Below are 17,897 nucleotides of genomic sequence, written 5' to 3'. Positions count from 1 at the left end.
TGCAAACATATTGAATTGTAACAGAATTAATAGAGAAAGAAAATCGTCATGAAAGCGTATAATATATATGTTTTTCTACATTTATCGATGTTTTTCTCTAATTTACTAGCTTATTCATAAATTCGACACAATTTTGTGGAGCGTTTTCCAATCTTAGTGTTTCATTAAAAGGCCGCCCCTTCAACCAGGACGGCCTTCTTTTTATATTTCGGTTAACGAATCTTGTTGTTTTAAAAAAACGGAAAAAACCTTTAAGCGTAATTACGTTATGAGGCATTCCCCTTTCTGTAAATGTTGAACTTTCTGATAAACATTAATGGTATTAAAAACGCAACCAGAGCGATAATAAAAAAAGCACTAAGCACTTCGAATAAGCTACTTGTATAAAGAAACCGGAAAAAATTTTGCCAATATTGATGAGTTACCGGGAAAACCCCTGTTAGGACAAGAAACGCACCGCTTAAATACAAAGGGAGAGAACCATATCTATAATAGAGTGTTGAAAAGAAACATCCAATCGACAACACCATCAGGCTAAACAAGCTATCTACGAGAAAATTAGGAAAGACTCCATCACCCATAGTAAGTAAAAACGGAAAAAAGTGTTTAATTTCGAAAGCTGGAACGAATGTAAAAGCTAACGTATTTAGTCCAAGATAAACAAGGGCATGGATGGCACTTCCTAATAGTACAAGAAATGCACCTCCAGTAATCGCTCCTATATAAAACTGAGTTCTTGTGCTTCCAAACGATGTTCCATAAGTAAGAGCCAGTCGAAAAAGCTGAGCACCGATAATAGTAAAATAAATATACAAAGGTACATTAGTCACGAAGATGATCTCTTCAAGTTGAAAAATGACTGTCCCCAGTAATCCCAATAGAGTCGTACCGATCAATATCGACCAAAAAATAACAAACGATTGTTTCATTTCTAACCAAATAATACGCCAAATCCCGATTACTTCATTCACAATTTCTCACCCTCTTCTTGTTCAAAATCTGTTTTTCTTAACAAATAGTCTTGTAAACTCGGTGTCTCCATGTCTATGTCGAGGCTACGAACACCATCCCATACTTCACTATTTTTTTCGATAAGAATAGAAACTGTCGTACCTAGTGTCTTCACTTCTAACACATCATCATGGTTTTGATACTGTCCAAGGATCTCCTTTGATCCTGTAACATAGACCGCTTGCTCACGAATCTCCTCGATCGAACGTTGCACAACTAGTGACCCTTCATGCAGCACGATCATTTCTTCAATATAAGCTTGAAGCTCTTGTATAAAATGAGTAGATAAAATGATTGTTCTTTCCCCGTCATCAAGCTCATTCATGAGAAGCTCATAAAACTTTTCCCGTACTCCAGCGTCCAATCCGTTCGTCGGCTCATCAAAGATTGTCAGTTCTGCACGGCTTGCAAGACCGACAGTTAATGCTACCGCTGTTTTCATCCCCTTTGAAAGTGTTTTGATTCGTTTTTCCGGATCTAAGGAAAATGTTTTTAAACTTTGCTCAGCAAACGCTTCATCCCAATTCGGGTAAAAGTCGGCGGCAATTTTCATCACGTCTTTAATTCGCCACAAACGATTTAGCGGATGATTTTCCTGGATAAAGCAAATGCGTTTTATAACGTTTCGATTTTCAAAGGGAACGTCTGAGAAAACTCGGACCTCTCCGTTATCAGGCCATAAAAACCCAGCCAACACGCGCATTAATGTTGTTTTTCCTGCTCCGTTCCTTCCCCACAACCCATAAACCTTTCCTCTTTCAATTGTGAGGTCCACATCATGTAATCCTTTTTTGTCCTTGCTGTGAAAAAAAGTCAGGTTCTGAATTTGTACAATTCTTTCACTCATTTTCCTTCACTCCTTTTGACAATAGCTCGGTGAGCTCTTCAGGCTCCATCCCAATTCTGTGTGCTTCTTTTACTAGCGGTTTAACAAAGTCATCAAAAAACTCTTGTTTCCGCCTTTCCATTAGCAGCTTTTTTGCCCCTTCTGCCACAAACATGCCAATTCCCCTTTGCTTATAAATAAGTTTTTCATCTACAAGTGCTTGAACTCCCTTACCAGCTGTTGCTGGGTTGATCCTGTAAAATTTCGCAAGTTCATTAGTAGAAGGAATTCTCTCCCCCTCTTTCAACTCCTCATCAAGAATGTCTTCTTCAATCCATTCTTTAATTTGGTGGAAGATCGGACGATTTTCGTCTAATGCTTTTTTCATATTGATCACCAACTTTACTTTCATTCTATGCTTCCCTTAATCGGTTAGTTACTCAACTAATTAACCAATATACTACACTCATTGAGATTGGAAGTCAATTATTTTTTCTAGGAAAATGCATTATAAGGTAATTAGCGAAGCGCTTGTTAAAATATAAAAATATGGCATGGAGAACAATTTCTCCATGCCATATTTACTGCGAAGACTCCGCCTTTCATAAAGTAATGCTTTACCTCAAAATTCAATCCGCAAGTTTCCTCAGCTTCTCACTAAAATACAAGGGTTGTAAAGCAAAACACTGATAGTGAAAATACCGCTAACCCGATAAAAACATAAGCCAGCTTCCTTTTCTCTCGCTTCCACTCAAAAACACCCCAGACGGCAAACATCGCAGCTATAATTAGTAAGTGATATGGCAATGAGTAGAGTAGTGTAGGTGATTCAACGGTATTCCACAAAAGAACACCGCCGATCAGCACTAATAGTATGCTAACAAGCCAAATCCATCCTCGTTTTTTCATGTTGTGAACTCCTGTTGTCATTTATTACATAGCCATCATCGTAAAGACGACCAACAGTAACGAATACCCTGAAAATAAGCTTAAAACAAACGCAAAAGGATACGATTTTCGTCTCCAAAGAAAAATACTCCAAATACCCAAGCCAATACCGATAAGCAATAAATGGTTGGGGAAATTTAACTCCCGTTGAGCTGCTAAATCGAACACATAAATGACACTGGCAATGGTTACAATCCCAAAGATACTCGACATCAAGAGATACCATAAGCTCTCTTTTTTCATCTTGATTCTCCTCTCCTTCTGCGCCTTTACGAATTATTTTCCCGTTCGTAAGGAAAACCATGCATTTTGAGAGTGATTCTTCCGGCTAAGTTGTATATAATGAGGGAATGGAGTTTTAATTTTTTGCTCGAGAAAGGGTTATGTACATGACAACCGAATTACCAAGACGAACGTTTGCAATCATCTCTCACCCGGATGCTGGTAAAACAACGCTCACTGAAAAAGTGTTGTTCCTAGGTGGAAGTATCCGTGATGCAGGGACGGTTAAAGGAAAGAAGAGCGGAAAATTCGCTACTTCTGACTGGATGGAAATTGAAAAGCAACGGGGAATCTCCGTTACATCCAGTGTGATGCAGCTAATTTATAACGACGTACAAATCAATATATTGGACACCCCAGGTCACCAAGACTTTAGTGAAGATACGTACCGTACGTTGACTGCTGTAGATACTGCAGTCATGGTGATCGATAGCGTAAAAGGAATCGAAGCACAAACTCTTAAACTGTTTAAGGTCTGTAAAATGCGGGGAATTCCAATCCTAACATTTATTAATAAACTGGACCGAGAAGGAAAAGAACCTTTAGATTTACTTTCTGAAATCGAGGAAGTTCTCGAAATGGAAACGTATCCAGTGAACTGGCCGATCGGTATGGGTAAAACACTCAAAGGTATCTACAGTCGAGAGAAAAATAAAATCGAAGTTCACAATGCCAGTCATGAGCGTGTCACTGTCGATTACGAAGAACAAACGATACTCGAAAACTTCGAGAAAGAAAAACTCGAAGAAGACATCATGCTTTTAGATGAAGCCGGCAATGAGTTTACAACGGAGAAAGTCCGTAACGGAGAGCTAACGCCAGTCTTTTTTGGGAGTGCCTTATCCAGTTTTGGTGTACAGTCATTTCTAGATGAATTCGTTCATCTTGCTGCTCCGCCTCAACCACGAAAAGCGTCTGGTGACTTGATTGATCCTGACAGTGAGACGTTTACTGGGTTTATTTTCAAGATTCAAGCGAACATGAACCCAAATCACCGAGACCGAATCGCCTTTTTACGTGTATGCTCAGGGAAATTTAACCGGGGAATGGAAGTCATGCTTTCCCGTACCGGTAAAAAAATTAAGCTTTCTCAATCTCACTCGTTTTTCGCATCTGATCGCGAAACTGTAAATGATGCGATGCCAGGTGATATTATCGGCCTTTATGATTCCGGAAACTTCGAAGTTGGAGATACTCTTGTTAGTGGCAGTGAAGCTTATCGCTATGAAGAAATGCCACAATTCCCGCCGGAAAAATTCGCTAAAGTCACTGCAAAAAATGCCTTAAAGCATAAGCAATACCATAAAGGGATGAAACAGCTCGTTCAAGAAGGAACAATTCAGCTTTACCGTACACCATATTTTGACGACTACATTATCGGTGCTGTCGGTGAACTTCAGTTCCAAGTGTTTGAGTACCGTATGAAAAACGAGTACAAAGTCGATATCGAGTTTCAGCATATGACGCACGAACTTGCGCGCTGGGTTACTGGCGGGGAAGTGACAGACAATATGACAGATAGTCGTAAAATGCTCGTAAAAGATCAACAGGAACGCTCTGTATTGCTCTTTGAAAATGAATTTGCTCTCCGGTTCTTCCAAGATAAATTCCCTGATTTAAAGCTCTCTACTGGTTGGGAAATTTTAGAATAAACCGATAAGGAAAGGCCGTGGCCTTTCCTTTTTTGCGAGATAAATATTACTTTTGAAGGCGTATCTCCACACTTTGATTTAACGCAAACAAAAAGCCCGCACCTTATGAATGGCGCAGACACCTTATCATACTTCTTCTTTTGTAACTTTTTGCTTCCCTTTCCCTTCACAATAGCGGCAGGGAACCCTTCTCATCAAAAACCAAATTTTCCTTTCAACCTGACCAGAACCATTACATTGTTTACAAATGTAAATGATGGCCACTATGTTATCACCGCTTTCTTCTTCTTTTTACTATTATACACAGTTTTTCAAGAAAAGGAACTATTATTTTTAGATAATTCTGATAATTATCACGATGTTTATTCCACGGGTTAACCCCTCACCAGCGCTATGCTTCGACTTTGGCTCCGTAACTTTCAGCAACAAGAACTGCTTGATGCCAATCGAGATGGACACCTTTAAGTGAGAGCTCTGAAAAGTTAATTGCTTCAACGAGAGCACCTCTTAAATTCGCATTTTCCAGCTGGGCTTTCATAAGCTTTGCGCCTTTCATATCAGCTCCTGAAAAGTTTGCACCCTTTAGGTTAGCTCCGTAGAAATCCGTTTCTTTTAGTTGTGTATGTTGAAAGGTCTGTTTAGATAGGTCTTGCATTCTAAAGTTAACATAGGACCAATCCCCTTCCTCAATGGTCACTCCAACTAAAGTTGCTTCTTCAAAAGTGGACCCCGTAAGTTTACAATGATGGAAAGAAGTTGTCCATAAGTTGGCTACTCTAAATGTGCAGTTTATAAAAGCAGAAGCCCTGTGCTTGGAATCATTTAATTTCGCACCTGAAAAGTCACAACGATCGAATATACATCGTTCAGTTTCAATTGCTTGTAAGTCAGCTCCTTTAAAGCTACATTCAACAAACGAACACTTTTCAAACGTCCGGCTGTTCCACTGTTCCCCGCCAAAATCAACACGCTTAACATGTTCATCTCTAGTCACCGAAGCACCTCTTCCTGTGAGTTTCTCGACAACACATCACATCTCAATTTTACTGCACATCTTACCTTAGTTAAACACCGTATCACGTTTCAATACTTTTGAGTCATATCGATAAAAGCGCCGAGGTTTCAAGGTAGCGAGTTCATGAACTCATGCCTGTTCCTCAACGCTTTTGTTTATGTTTTGCCGGTTGGTTAATTGTTGATAGGAATTTAACAGCTCATCCAGCTCTTGACTGTACCTCACTGTTTCCTCTGACGTGAATCCATTTAAACTAGCAGAGCGGATCATAAGTTGACGTTTTTCTTCCACATATTGTTTTAAGTCGTGTAAAAGTACCATGGTTTTCACTTCTCCAACTTTAGAATCATTAAAAAACTTACTATCTAAATGAGAATAAGCTTTACGTGCAGCATTTTCACTATCATTGTATTACTCGAGTTTCTCTTTATTTGTCCCATATTTTAAATACGAAAGGTTAGAACTTGTCTGACAAATATCACAGAATTTGTTAATTCAATTATAGATAAAGTCACACAAAAAAGAAAGAAAAAAGCACATCGTCCGAGAACAACGTGCTTTTTTCCTAGTACTTTTTAGGACATTTCATTCACCTTTTGTAGTACAGAATCTTTGAGCTTTTCCAATTGTGTTTTGCTCTCTTCTAGAGAGTCCTTTCGAACACCAAAATAACATTTGATTTTCGGTTCTGTTCCTGACGGACGTAGACAATACCAAGAACCATCTTCTAAAACAACTTTAATTACATTAGAAGATGGGAACTCAATCGCTTCGGAGCTACCGTCCAGCACATTCACGCGTGTACCTTCTAAATAATCTTCCATCCATTTTACTTTTTGGCCAGCCTGCTCTTTCAAAGGTTGTTTTCGGAAAGCTTCCATCATTTGTGACATCGTTTCAGCTCCGCTTTTCCCTTTAAATACAAACGATTCTAAGTCTTCTAGGTAGTAGCCGTATCGAGAATATAACTCCAGAAGGCCGTCATAAAGCGTCATGCCACGCTTTTTGTAGTAACCTGCCACCTCTGCAGCAAGTAATGCCGATTGGATCGCATCTTTATCACGAGCAAAGGGTTCAATCAGATAACCATAGCTTTCTTCATAACCAAATAAATAAGTACGCTCCTTACTTGCTTCAAACTGACGAATTTTTTCACCTATAAATTTAAAGCCTGTAAGTACATCTAACGTTTCAATGCCAAATTCTCCTGCAATTCGCCGTCCCATTTCCGAGGTAACAATCGTTTTAAGAACGATACCATTTTCAGGAAGATTATTCGTCTCTTTTTTCTTACCTAGTAAATAATCGAGCATAAGAGCACCCGTTTGATTACCAGTTAACACCGTGAATTGACCTTCGCTATTTTTAGCCGCTACCCCGACACGATCTCCGTCTGGATCAGTAGCAATTAACAAGTCAGCATCCCGTTTATCTCCTAGTAAAATCGCCCTGTCAAAGGCTCGATGTTCTTCGGGGTTCGGTGAAGTTACAGCTGAAAACTCCGTATCTGGAACGGCTTGTTCCAAAACAGAATGAACATTTTTAAATCCTACGCGTTTAAAACCGTCCATCATCGGTTTTTGTGCCGCACCGTGTAATGGTGTAAATACAATGGACAAATCATCCGCTACAGAAGCTACAAGCTCTTTGTCAGCAGTTACAGAAGTGAGGGCGTTACCGTATGACTCATCTATTTCATCAAGCACATATTCGAGTAAGCCCTGGTTGATAAGCTCCTCTTTTTTAGCAGTTTGAATGGTCAATTCGTTTTCAACGGCATTCACCATTTCGATCAACCGGTCAGCGTCCTCCGGAACCATTTGTGCTCCGTCTTCCCCATAAACCTTAAAACCATTGTATTCAGGAGGGTTATGACTGGCTGTAATCATTATTCCGGTATGAGTATGTAAGTGTCTTACTGCAAATGAAAGCTGAGGAGTTGGGCGAAGCTCTTTAAACAAATATGTCTTAATACCATTCGCCCCTAAAGTACAAGCCGCTTCCAATGCGAATTCATCAGATGATCTTCGGTTATCGTGAGCAATAACCACACCCCGAGACAGTGCTTTTTCGCCCGCTGCTTTCATATACTCAGCCAACCCTTGAGCAGCTTTGCGAATCGTATATATGTTCATTCGATTCGTACCTGCACCGATCTCACCACGCATTCCACCAGTACCAAATTCAAGATTCTTATAAAAGCTGTCCTCTAAGTACATTTCATCGTTTTCATGTTTAATTAGCTCTTCACGTAAATCCTGTCGCAGGGAGTCAAATGACTTCCAACGTTCAAATTGCCCTCTCCAATTCATAGGCTCCTCCTCTTAATCGTTGTTCTTATAATTTTCTTTTTGAAAGAGAAAACCCTATCATCCTGCCGTGATAGGATTACACGTTCCTTTTATTATACGAGTCAGCAAAAAAAAAACCAAGCTACTCTATGGATTATTGTTGAACTTTTTCTTCCCGCGGTGCTATTCTTGAGTCTAGTAACGATCGGTACTTGAAACCTAAAGTCGCAAGCCCTCCACTAATCGATAGATACCTATGAACTCTAGTGTTAACCTGATAATAGATTATGTTTCCATATGTCTTTATTGGATGTCGTTACAGCAGATGCCCCTGCTTGAAGAGCTGTTTTGAAGTCGTCAACGGTTCGAATGAGTCCTCCTGCAATAATGGGTACTTGTGTTCGATCGGCAATTTCCCTAATCATGTGAGGGACAACACCGGGCAACACTTCAATATAATCAGGTCCAGTCTGTTCAATTTTGTGGAAGCTCGTCTCAAGTGCCAGTGAATCGAGCAAAAACATTCGTTGTATAGCTGAAATCCCTTGTTTTTTTGCCTTTAACACCATGTTCTTTCGTGTCGAAATCAGCCCATCTATTTTTATGTCCTGACATAAAAAATCAGCTCCATAATCATCACTCTTCAAGCCATGAACTAAATCCGCATGAATAAAAAGCTTCTTGTTTGCTTGTTTTGCCGTTCTAACGAGGCTTCGTAATTGACCGACGTGGCTCTCCAGCAAAATGATTGTCTCATAAGGACTATCCAATACCCAATCAAAATCCTTTAACTGGCGAATTGCTGGGAAAAGTGTTTGCTTATTCGTTTTCATTGCAGCACCCCCATTTCTATAATCTTACCTCATTTTATTATGATGTGTAAAAGCTTTCCTTTTGTAAAAGAAATTATTACAATTGGCCACTTTGATGGTTCAAAACAGGTGTTGATTACAGAACTTATTTAAGGTACGTGAAATATTAACGAGAGTGCCAGACTAGAAAATTGAGGAAAAACAAAGCGGCTTCTCTTGTTTTGGAAGCCGCATTACGGTTTATAAAGTATGGTGATTAAAGGCATACTGAAGACCCCTAATTTTAGTTACGATGAGGAATGGACTAAAGAAGTCCATTGATCACCAAAGGGTTCAACCGGATACTCAAATGATCTCGTCGCTTCTTGATTATCGTAACTTACTCTCACCTCTCCTGAGATGAGAGGCTGATTCATTACACGGGTTTCACCTTCATAGAGACCCGCTTCCAAATGATGAAGAGTCATTACTTCTTCATTCGAAAAAGTGGACGTCACACTTGCTTCCCGGATCGGTTCGCCTGAGGGTTTATCATATACAAAAACTTGCAGCGTCATTCTGCCCCCTTCTCTTAATGGGTTTTCCCGGGTGTACACCTGGACAGTCCAATCAGGCTCGGTTGCTTCATCAACTTCAATCTGGCCTGGCAACCAAAGAAAAAATGCGGTTGTAATCCACAAAAAAACCATCGCAATGACTGTAGGTAGTCTCCAAGCTGGCAGTCTTTGCTTTTGAGGCGTTGTTTCACTCATGGTAGTCTCCCCTTTCAACTTCAGCATCGACAAAATCCATTCCAGTTAAACTTCACCGAAGACAAACCGTTTTAAAGGAGGCTGTTTTCGTAAAGTAACAATAAAACCCCTCTTCAAAAAGAGGGGAGGGCGTATTAACAATCATATTTAATGTCGTACAAGTCTTTGCGACGGTCTTTCCATTGCGTTACGTTTCCAGACTTTCGTGAGCGGCGGATAAGCTCTGTATCAACATCGCCAACAACAACGGTTTCAATATTCGGATGACACTCGCCAACGATCCCGTCCCGGGGGAATGCAAAGTCCGATGGTGTGAAGATACCTGACTGGGCATATTGGATGTCCATGTTTTCTACGTGTGTCAAATTACCCACTGTACCACTGATGACTGTGTAAATTTGGTTTTCCACGGCTCTTGCCTGAGCACAGTAGCGAATGCGGAGGTAGCCTTGACGTTCATCCGTACAGAAAGGAGTGAAAATAATATTCGCACCTTTTTCAGTAGCGATGCGCCCAAGCTCAGGAAATTCAATATCATAACAAATTTGAATTGCAATTTTACCACAGTCGGTATCAAACACTTCGACTTTATCTCCGCCACGTATCCCCCAAAACTTGCGCTCATTTGGGGTAATATGAATTTTATATTGCTTTTCGATTGTCCCGTCTCTTCGGAACAAATAGGCAATATTATAAATATCACCTTCTTCTTCGACAAAATGGGAGCCGCCGATAATGTTAACATTGTATTTAACAGCAAGATCAGTAAACACCTGGATGTAATCTTCGGTGAACTCGGCTAAACGGCGAATCGCACGGCTCGGACTTTTTTCTTCAATAAACGATAAGAGCTGTGTAGTAAAAATTTCTGGAAAGACAACAAAGTCTGAGCTGTAGCTCGCCCCAACATCTGCATAGTATTCGCACTGTTGAGCAAATTCCTCAAATGAATTGATTTTTTTCATCATGTACTGAATCACACAAATGCGAACCGGAAATGACGTTTTAAAATGCCGCTTCGTTGTCGGCTGGTAGTCAACGTTATTCCACTCCATGAGTGTTGCATACTTCATCGATGCTTTATCGTCTTTTAAATAGTTACGATTAATACGTTTTAAAGTAAAGCCGTTCATAACTTGAAAAGTCAGCACCGGGTCATAGACATTGTGGCGCATAACCTCTTCTACGAACTCCCTCGGTGTCATGTCGCTAGCATGCTCACTGTAATTTGGAATTCGTCCACCGATTATGATACTCTTCAAGTTCAACTTCCGAGCCAAATCTTTTCGTGCCTCGTACAGTCTTCGTCCGATCTTCATCCGGCGGTAGGAAGGGTCTACCATGATTTCGATACCATAAAGATTGTAACCCTCCGAATCGTGGTTTGTTATAAAACCTTCATCTGTAATTTCATCCCACGTATGCTGATCGTCGTATTCATCAAAATTAATGACCAAGCTCGAGCAAGATCCGATAATTTCACCGTCATACTCGACACAAAACTGTCCTTCCTGGAATACGTCTAAGTGACTTTTTAACTGTTCACGCTTCCATGCTTCCATATTTGGAAAACACAGTTTTGATAACTGAATAATTTTATCTATATCGCGCTCTTCAATATTTCGAATGATGAGTTTTTTTTCAAATTTCGAGATATCTAAAGGTGCCATACACGTCGCCCTTTCCGGAATCCCTTTTCTTTTTTAAATTACAACAAGCTTGTCCCACCTGTACTCAATTTATTACGAAAATTGTAGAAAAGCAATGAGCGGTTTAGTGTGTTCTGTTTGACTAGATTCCTATCCTCTTTGACTAGATCCCATTCCCTTTTAACTAGATCCAAAATTAAAAACGACAGCCTTTTTGACTATCGTTTCTCCAGTAACGATTTAACTTGCCTTTTCTTTTAATGAGATATGAACGTCAATCATCCCTAGTGAACTATCTAATGGAACGGTCAGGAACATATCATTCGTTCGATAATGGGATTTTCCATCATTGACCATTGGAGGAGTCACGTCTATGATACAGTTCTCTTTAGAAAGCTCAGTAGCAGTTGAACCTGCAACCCAGTTTCCGAATTCTTGAATCGCACTCCATCCCATCTCATCTAGCGTTTGAATTGTCATTCCGCCCATCATAACTCCAACGATGTTCTTTGCTGTTTTTTGATCTATCGAACAGATGATTTGCCCATTCACTTCGCCGTTAACGCCTAATACAACAGAAACGTCATTAGACGGAATGGTGGCCTGCCCTGCTTTCGGGCTTTGGTGATTGACCTCAATTCCAAAGTGAGTGGCTAAAATTCCTTTTGTTGCACGACATACCGCATTCACATGTTTTACATTCATGCCTTCTCTTCCCTTCGGCTTTTTACTCTCTATTTATAAGGCTGTTTTCAAAAAGTTTATTGCTTCTTGCGCGTTTTTTTCAACTGAATCACTTTCATAATTCATTTGTTTAAAGAAGCACACAACTTCAAAATAATATCTCTTCTCTTTTTTGGATTATTACTTTTTGAAAAAATCGTACCTTTTGCAGCTCCGTTGGCCTGCATCTGCTCGCTTTCCGCGGACGAACCGCCAAGCCTCCTCGGGAAATGCGCCCTGCGGGGTCTCGGCTGGTACGTTTTTCCGCAGGAGTCTCGCAGATTCCGGACAACTGCGCAGAAGATCTTTCTTTATTAAGAGACCTTTTAAACACATTTCAACTTGGCTACGGTATCCAACTTGCTTGGTGTTAAATTAAGAGGGGCTTTATGGAGCTCCGTTGGGAGCTAAAAAGGCTCTCTTGTCGTACTATAGACATGAGGGGTTTTCTCCCCTTTCTTTTGTTTGGTCACTTACTAAATCCGACATTTGGGGAGCTGCTCCTTTTTTCATGTCTTAGAACCGTTGAGCCTCCTGGGCTCAGAATTATGAAATTCATTCAATTCAAATAAGAGATAGCAACATTCTTTGATATCAGAGCCTTTTATAAACATTCAGATATTATAGATATGTTGATTTCCCCATGACTCGGCAAGCTTCTCTTTTTATAGTATAAAAGACCTTGAATGACTTTGGAATATAAAAATACCCGCCGGGCAAAAAGGCCCAGGCAGGTATAGGTATCGTGTCTAATTCTTCTCTTTTTTGAATTTAAACCAAAGGTTTTTGAAACAAGTTCACTATCGACTGCCTTTCCCGTAGGCTTTTCCGAGCATTTTTGGTGGTTCTGCTTTTCCGACAAAACCTGCTAATGCCAGAATCGTTAATACGTATGGAGCAATCATCAGATACACCTGCGGCACTTGATCTAAAGCAGGAATTTGTTGAGCAGTAACACTTAGCGATTGGGCTAAACCAAAGAAAAGCGCAGCTCCTAAAGCTCCAAACGGGTGCCATTTACCAAAGATTAAGGCAGCTAATGCCATAAACCCTTGTCCGACAATCGTATTTCCAGCAAAGTTACCTGCAGTCGTTATCGCAAAAACGGCTCCGCCAATTCCTCCAAAAGCTCCACTGAGCATCACAGCAATATAACGCATCCGGTTAACTTTAATTCCCATCGTATCCGCTGCCATTGGATGTTCCCCAACCGAACGTAACCGTAAACCAAATGGCGTTTTAAACACTACGTACCAAACAATCACAGCTAAAATCACCGCCACGTACGTTGTTACGTAAATACGACTGAAGAACCAGTCACCTATAATCGGGATATCACTTAAAATTGGAATGTCGCTTCGGTATATACGAGCACTAATATAGTCAGTTTGGCCGCGTCCGAACATCTCCCGGACAATAAAAACCGATAATCCGACAGCTAAGAAGTTTAATGCGACACCACTTACAATTTGATCGGCTTTCAGTGTGATCGAAGCTACAGCGTGGAACAGTGAAAATACAGCTCCAACAATACTTGCAATGAGTAATGCGACCCAAGGTGAAGCAGCTCCAAATCCAAGTGTTTCGAGCCATAATGTTGCAAGAATCCCACTGAAGGCACCAATAACCATTAATCCTTCCAGTCCGATGTTGACAACTCCTGAACGTTCACTGAACAAACCGCCCAATGCCGTAAAGATAAGAGGAGTAGCTGCAATGAGTGCAGCTGGAATAATGGTGTTTAATATCGAAATGATCTCCATTTATTTCCCCTCCTTATTCTGCTGCAGACGATTAAGAACCCAGCGAATCAGGTAACTTGAAGCGACAAAGAAAATGATCAACGCAATCACAATCTCTACAAGCTCAGGGGCGACTCCCGCTGCTGATTGCATATTCGATGCTCCGATTTTCAGTCCACCGAATAAGAACGCGGCAAGGAAAATACCGATGGACGTGCTTGCACCAAGCAAGGCAACAGCGATTCCATCAAAGCCCAGGTTCGTGAATCCGGATAAAATTTGTGCATAACCGTATGTTCCAAGCCCTTCCATTGCTCCACCAATTCCGGCAAATCCCCCGGAGATAACCATGGAAAGAACGATATTTCTATTTACATTCATCCCAGCATAAGAGGAGGCATTCGGGTTGTAACCGCCAGCACGCAACTCATAGCCTTTGCTCGTTTTCCATAGGATGAACCACATAACCACACAGGCAATAATCGCAATCGCAAATCCCCAGTGTAATCGCGAAAAGTCTGTTAAACTCTCTAAAAACGGAGAGGATAAGGAAGCAGAATCATTAACATAGTCTGTTCGTTGCCCGCTAGCTAATAAATAATTACGAATAAAATGGTTACTTACGTGAAGGGCAATGTAGTTCATCATAATCGTGACAATAACTTCGTGAACTTGGAACCTAGCTTTTAAGAAGCCAGGTACGAATCCCCATGCAGCTCCAGCAAGCGCACCAGCTATAATCGCTAAAATAAGTGCCATCGGTCCGTCCACATAGATCCCAACAACAACTGCTGCTAACCAACCGACAATGAGCTGACCTTCGACACCGATATTTAATAGCCCAGTTCGAAATGCAAAGGCAACAGCCAAACCTGAAAATATGAGCGGTGTCATCATTCGCAAAGTTTCACCAAAATAATAAAGTTCTCCGAAAACCCCTTGAAGAAGGGCACCATATCCTAAGAAAGGATTATTTCCGCTAATAAGCATAATGACGCCGCCGGCTAAGAAACCAAATGCTATGGCGATCAGTGGAATGACAAGCCCAAACAATTTATTTTTTAATAGTTTTTGCATCATTCCCTTTCACCCACTTCTTTTCTTTTCCCGCCTGCCATCAATAATCCAAGCTCTTTTTCATTCGTTTGGTCGGCTTCTACAATATCAACAATTTGTCCTTCATAAATAACCGCAATGCGATCACTTACATTTAACACTTCATCAAGTTCTAATGAAACTAGCAGTACCGCTTTCTTTTGATCTCGTTCTTCAATCAGTTTGCTATGAATAAACTCAATCGCCCCTACATCTAATCCTCTAGTAGGTTGAGCGGCAATCAACAAATCCGGAGAGCGGTCAACTTCACGGGCGATAATCGCTTTTTGTTGGTTACCACCAGAAAGGGCTCTAGCAAGTGTGTGCTCACTTGGCGTTCGTACGTCATATTCTTCGATTAATGCACGAGCTTTTTCATACATTTTTGAATAACTTAAAATAGCATTCGACGAATATGGCTTTTGATAGTAAGTTTGCAGGAGAATATTTTCACCAATTGTAAAATCAAGAACAAGACCGTGCTTATGACGATCCTGAGGAATATGACCAACACCAGATTCTGTTACTTTTCTCGGTTTAATGCCAGTAATGTTTTGTCCACTAACCGAAATCGAACCATTGGTTGCCTTTCTTAATCCGGTAATCGCTTCAATGAGCTCAGTTTGTCCATTGCCATCAACACCGGCCACACCAAGAATCTCACCTGCGCGCACGTCTAGGTTCAAGTTGTTTACAGCATTCACACCGCGAGCATCTTCCACAACTAAATCCTTCACCGATAGAACGACATCTTTCGGCTTAGCTGCTGCTTTTTCAACCGAAAAATTCACCTCTCTACCGACCATCATCTCCGCTAGTTTGTTTTCGTCTGTTTCAGCAACATCAACAGTGCCAATGCCTCTCCCCCGTCTAATAACAGTACAGCGATCGCAAACGGCCAGAATCTCTTTTAATTTATGGGTAATTAAAATAATAGATTTGCCTTCACTTATAAGATTTTTCATAATTTCAATGAGTTCTTTAATTTCCTGTGGAGTTAACGCAGCTGTAGGTTCATCAAAAATAAGAATATCGGCTCCACGATAAAGCGTTTTTAAAATTTCTACCCGTTGCTGCATCCCAACAGAAATGTCTTCAATCTTCGCTCTAGGATCAACACGCAAACCGTATTGTTCGGAAATTGCAGCGACATCTTTTTCTGCTTTTCGCAGGTTGATGTTGGGTCCTCTTGTCGGTTCACTGCCTAAAATAATGTTTTCAGTTACTGTGAATTTATCAACTAACATAAAGTGTTGGTGAACCATTCCAATACCTAAGTCATTCGCCACATTCGGGTCGGTAATATTCACTTTCTCATTCCGGACTTTAATTTCACCTTTTTCAGGTTGATACAAGCCGAACAAGACGTTCATCAACGTCGATTTACCTGCTCCATTTTCACCTAGGAGCGCATGAATTTCGCCTTGTTTGACTTGCAGTGTGATATTATCATTCGCTACGATACCAGGAAATTCTTTACGAATGTTATTCATTTCGATTACGTATTCCAACGCGAACACCCCTTACCCTTTCGCTTCCCCCTATGAACAAAGGCTAGTGCAGCACTAGCCTTTGTTTGTTGGGATTAATTAAATTCAGCTTCAATAAAGATTCAAATAGGAGGACAACCAGAGCCAAAGCTTCTTGGTTCTGGTTCCTAGACTATTTGATTTCCTTATTTAAAGGTTACTTTCGTACTCTTCATACTCTTCATCAGTTTGTGGCACATCTACATCCCCATTAAGAATCATTTCTTTGTACTCCTCTACAGCTTGCAGGCTTTCCTCGGAAACATTTTCTTGTGATTCAGCGATACCAACACCGTTATCATCCAAACCAAACTCGATAATTTCCCCTCCTGGGTACTCTCCGTTCATCGTCTGTTCAGAAACTTGGTAAACTGCCTCGTCTACTCGTTTGACCATAGATGTTAATGTTACATTTCCGTCATCATAGGCACCTTGTTCATGCTGGTCTTGGTCGACTCCAATCACCCATACGTCTTCTCCGCCACGGGCACGGTCGATTGCTTCAGTAAAGACACCGTTTCCTGTTCCACCGGCAGCATGGTAGATGATATCAGCACCGTTTCCATACATTGTGTCAGCAATTTGTTGTCCGCGAGAAGCATCATTGAAATCTTGTGCATATTGGATTGAAATTTCTGCATCAGGATTTACTGCTTTAACACCTGCTTTAAATCCGTTTTCAAACTTCTTGATTAATGGACTTTCAACACCACCGATGAACCCAACGTGGTCACCATCTGTTTGAAGCCCGGCAACTGCACCGACTAAAAAAGATCCTTCGTGTTCAGCAAATGTTATATTTGCAATGTTTTCATAAGTATCGCCATCTTCGTTTTCTACAACAGTATCAACAATAGCAAACTGCTTGTCATCATTTTGCTCAGCGACTGTACGGATGTCATCTTCCATTAAGAAACCAATGGCATAAACAATATCTGTATCCTCACGTGCAAGACGGTTTAGATTTGGCTCATAGTCACTTGCATCACCCGATTGAATATAATCTACTTCTACATCATCAAAGTCATTACCAAAACGCTCTAACCCATCCCAAGCAGATTCATTGAATGAACGATCGTCAACTCCACCTGTATCCGTTACCATCTTTGCAGAGAATGAACCCCCTTCAGCACCATTATCTCCTTGAGCCTCATCAGCATCACCGTCATCTTGTCCACATGCAGCTAATAGCGTACCTGCAGCAAGTACGGTTGTAAGTAAAAATGAAAATTTCTTCTTCACTTAAAAATCCCCCCTGAATTCCTAAATATCATTGTGTAACTTTTGAGCCGAGCCCCTTTCCTTTTGTCATAGAAAAGTAGATGGAACCGTTATCAATATTATGACATAACTAAGTTATTAACATCACTTAAAAGCGGTTTCATTTATGAGAAAACACTTGTACGATGTCAGACAACTAGAAAGTACATAATATTCCTCTCAATTAAGTTACATGAATCGAATTAAATATATCATTTATGGTCACAGGAATAAATAGTTTTTTTACAATTAGAACATATTTTTTAAACCCTGTGTTATCAGTTTGTCATAATAGGAAAAACAAGAATAT

The 17,897-nt window shown here is 40.5% G+C and carries 17 protein-coding genes; 1 reads left to right on the top strand and 16 read right to left on the bottom strand.

The window, feature by feature from the left end; all coding sequences use genetic code 11:
- Positions 1-266: 266 nt before the first annotated feature.
- The 5 genes from CDZ94_RS19335 to CDZ94_RS19315 all read right to left on the bottom strand — a co-directional run bounded on the left by CDZ94_RS19335 (position 267) and on the right by CDZ94_RS19315 (position 3,028).
- Positions 267-971 carry a hypothetical protein gene (locus CDZ94_RS19335; RefSeq protein ID WP_096439939.1) on the bottom strand — a complete coding sequence of 235 codons (705 nt, stop codon included), beginning with the start codon at positions 969-971 and terminating at the stop codon, positions 267-269.
- Complete coding sequence (locus CDZ94_RS19330) at positions 968-1,858, bottom strand: ABC transporter ATP-binding protein (protein WP_096439937.1); 891 nt, start codon at positions 1,856-1,858, stop codon at positions 968-970. The genes CDZ94_RS19335 and CDZ94_RS19330 overlap by 4 nt, the downstream gene beginning before the upstream one ends.
- On the bottom strand, positions 1,851-2,249 hold the full coding sequence (locus tag CDZ94_RS19325; RefSeq protein WP_245415762.1) for a GntR family transcriptional regulator: 399 nt from the start codon (positions 2,247-2,249) through the stop codon (positions 1,851-1,853). Before CDZ94_RS19325 ends, CDZ94_RS19330 begins: the two co-directional genes overlap by 8 nt.
- Positions 2,250-2,494: 245 nt before the next feature.
- Positions 2,495-2,746: a hypothetical protein gene (locus CDZ94_RS19320; RefSeq protein WP_096439935.1), complete on the bottom strand. Its 252-nt coding sequence runs from the start codon at positions 2,744-2,746 to the stop codon at positions 2,495-2,497.
- 24 nt (positions 2,747-2,770) lie between these two features.
- Entirely contained in the window at positions 2,771-3,028 is a 258-nt protein-coding gene (locus CDZ94_RS19315) for a hypothetical protein (protein ID WP_096439933.1), read from the bottom strand.
- Positions 3,029-3,174: 146 nt separating this feature from the next.
- On the opposite strand from CDZ94_RS19315, the gene CDZ94_RS19310 reads away from it, so the two are divergent.
- On the top strand, positions 3,175-4,719 hold the full coding sequence (locus CDZ94_RS19310; RefSeq protein WP_096439931.1) for a peptide chain release factor 3: 1,545 nt from the start codon (positions 3,175-3,177) through the stop codon (positions 4,717-4,719).
- A gap of 391 nt (positions 4,720-5,110) precedes the next feature.
- Here the strand turns inward: CDZ94_RS19310 and CDZ94_RS19305 are convergent, their stop codons facing one another.
- The 11 genes from CDZ94_RS19305 to CDZ94_RS19250 form a co-directional block, all read right to left on the bottom strand.
- Positions 5,111-5,713: a pentapeptide repeat-containing protein gene (locus tag CDZ94_RS19305; RefSeq protein WP_096439929.1), complete on the bottom strand. Its 603-nt coding sequence runs from the start codon at positions 5,711-5,713 to the stop codon at positions 5,111-5,113.
- 150 nt (positions 5,714-5,863) lie between these two features.
- A complete protein-coding gene (locus CDZ94_RS19300; RefSeq protein ID WP_096439927.1) occupies positions 5,864-6,055 on the bottom strand; it encodes an aspartyl-phosphate phosphatase Spo0E family protein in 192 nt (63 codons plus the stop codon).
- 254 nt (positions 6,056-6,309) lie between these two features.
- Positions 6,310-8,046, bottom strand: coding sequence for a phospho-sugar mutase (locus CDZ94_RS19295; RefSeq protein WP_096439925.1), 1,737 nt, complete (start codon positions 8,044-8,046; stop codon positions 6,310-6,312).
- Between the two features lie 248 nt (positions 8,047-8,294).
- Positions 8,295-8,858, bottom strand: coding sequence for a glycerol-3-phosphate responsive antiterminator (locus CDZ94_RS19290; RefSeq protein WP_096439923.1), 564 nt, complete (start codon positions 8,856-8,858; stop codon positions 8,295-8,297).
- A 266-nt stretch (positions 8,859-9,124) separates the two neighbouring features.
- Entirely contained in the window at positions 9,125-9,589 is a 465-nt protein-coding gene (locus tag CDZ94_RS19285) for a hypothetical protein (protein WP_096439921.1), read from the bottom strand.
- 134 nt (positions 9,590-9,723) lie between these two features.
- Positions 9,724-11,259 carry a bifunctional GNAT family N-acetyltransferase/carbon-nitrogen hydrolase family protein gene (locus tag CDZ94_RS19280; RefSeq protein WP_096439919.1) on the bottom strand — a complete coding sequence of 512 codons (1,536 nt, stop codon included), beginning with the start codon at positions 11,257-11,259 and terminating at the stop codon, positions 9,724-9,726.
- 219 nt (positions 11,260-11,478) lie between these two features.
- Entirely contained in the window at positions 11,479-11,943 is a 465-nt protein-coding gene (locus tag CDZ94_RS19275) for a chemotaxis protein CheX (RefSeq protein ID WP_096439917.1), read from the bottom strand.
- Between the two features lie 818 nt (positions 11,944-12,761).
- The gene (locus CDZ94_RS19265) at positions 12,762-13,724 is read right to left on the bottom strand and encodes an ABC transporter permease (protein WP_096439913.1); all 963 of its coding nucleotides are present in this window, start codon (positions 13,722-13,724) and stop codon (positions 12,762-12,764) included.
- Positions 13,725-14,780: an ABC transporter permease gene (locus CDZ94_RS19260; RefSeq protein WP_096441020.1), complete on the bottom strand. Its 1,056-nt coding sequence runs from the start codon at positions 14,778-14,780 to the stop codon at positions 13,725-13,727.
- A complete protein-coding gene (locus tag CDZ94_RS19255; protein ID WP_096439910.1) occupies positions 14,780-16,309 on the bottom strand; it encodes an ABC transporter ATP-binding protein in 1,530 nt (509 codons plus the stop codon). Before CDZ94_RS19255 ends, CDZ94_RS19260 begins: the two co-directional genes overlap by 1 nt.
- 168 nt (positions 16,310-16,477) lie before the next feature.
- Positions 16,478-17,569 carry a BMP family lipoprotein gene (locus CDZ94_RS19250; protein ID WP_096439908.1) on the bottom strand — a complete coding sequence of 364 codons (1,092 nt, stop codon included), beginning with the start codon at positions 17,567-17,569 and terminating at the stop codon, positions 16,478-16,480.
- Positions 17,570-17,897 lie beyond the last annotated feature (328 nt).

It is taken from the genome of Alteribacter populi (assembly GCF_002352765.1).
Lineage (GTDB): Bacteria > Bacillota > Bacilli > Bacillales > Salisediminibacteriaceae > Alteribacter > Alteribacter populi.
The sequence above is the reverse complement of the archived record's forward strand: the minus strand, read 5'-3'. Positions and strand labels throughout refer to the sequence as shown.

What these genes read in the sequence shown, in the direction of transcription:
- CDZ94_RS19330 (WP_096439937.1), bottom strand. Translation starts at nt 1,858, where the DNA reads ATGAGTGAAAGAATTGTACAAATTCAGAACCTGACTTTTTTTCACAGC.
- CDZ94_RS19325 (WP_245415762.1), bottom strand. Translation starts at nt 2,249, where the DNA reads ATGAAAGTAAAGTTGGTGATCAATATGAAAAAAGCATTAGACGAAAAT.
- CDZ94_RS19320 (WP_096439935.1), bottom strand. Translation starts at nt 2,746, where the DNA reads ATGAAAAAACGAGGATGGATTTGGCTTGTTAGCATACTATTAGTGCTG.
- CDZ94_RS19315 (WP_096439933.1), bottom strand. Translation starts at nt 3,028, where the DNA reads ATGAAAAAAGAGAGCTTATGGTATCTCTTGATGTCGAGTATCTTTGGG.
- CDZ94_RS19310 (WP_096439931.1), top strand. Translation starts at nt 3,175, where the DNA reads ATGACAACCGAATTACCAAGACGAACGTTTGCAATCATCTCTCACCCG.
- CDZ94_RS19300 (WP_096439927.1), bottom strand. Translation starts at nt 6,055, where the DNA reads ATGGTACTTTTACACGACTTAAAACAATATGTGGAAGAAAAACGTCAA.
- CDZ94_RS19295 (WP_096439925.1), bottom strand. Translation starts at nt 8,046, where the DNA reads ATGAATTGGAGAGGGCAATTTGAACGTTGGAAGTCATTTGACTCCCTG.
- CDZ94_RS19290 (WP_096439923.1), bottom strand. Translation starts at nt 8,858, where the DNA reads ATGAAAACGAATAAGCAAACACTTTTCCCAGCAATTCGCCAGTTAAAG.
- CDZ94_RS19285 (WP_096439921.1), bottom strand. Translation starts at nt 9,589, where the DNA reads ATGAGTGAAACAACGCCTCAAAAGCAAAGACTGCCAGCTTGGAGACTA.
- CDZ94_RS19280 (WP_096439919.1), bottom strand. Translation starts at nt 11,259, where the DNA reads ATGGCACCTTTAGATATCTCGAAATTTGAAAAAAAACTCATCATTCGA.
- CDZ94_RS19275 (WP_096439917.1), bottom strand. Translation starts at nt 11,943, where the DNA reads ATGAATGTAAAACATGTGAATGCGGTATGTCGTGCAACAAAAGGAATT.
- CDZ94_RS19265 (WP_096439913.1), bottom strand. Translation starts at nt 13,724, where the DNA reads ATGGAGATCATTTCGATATTAAACACCATTATTCCAGCTGCACTCATT.
- CDZ94_RS19260 (WP_096441020.1), bottom strand. Translation starts at nt 14,780, where the DNA reads ATGCAAAAACTATTAAAAAATAAATTGTTTGGGCTTGTCATTCCACTG.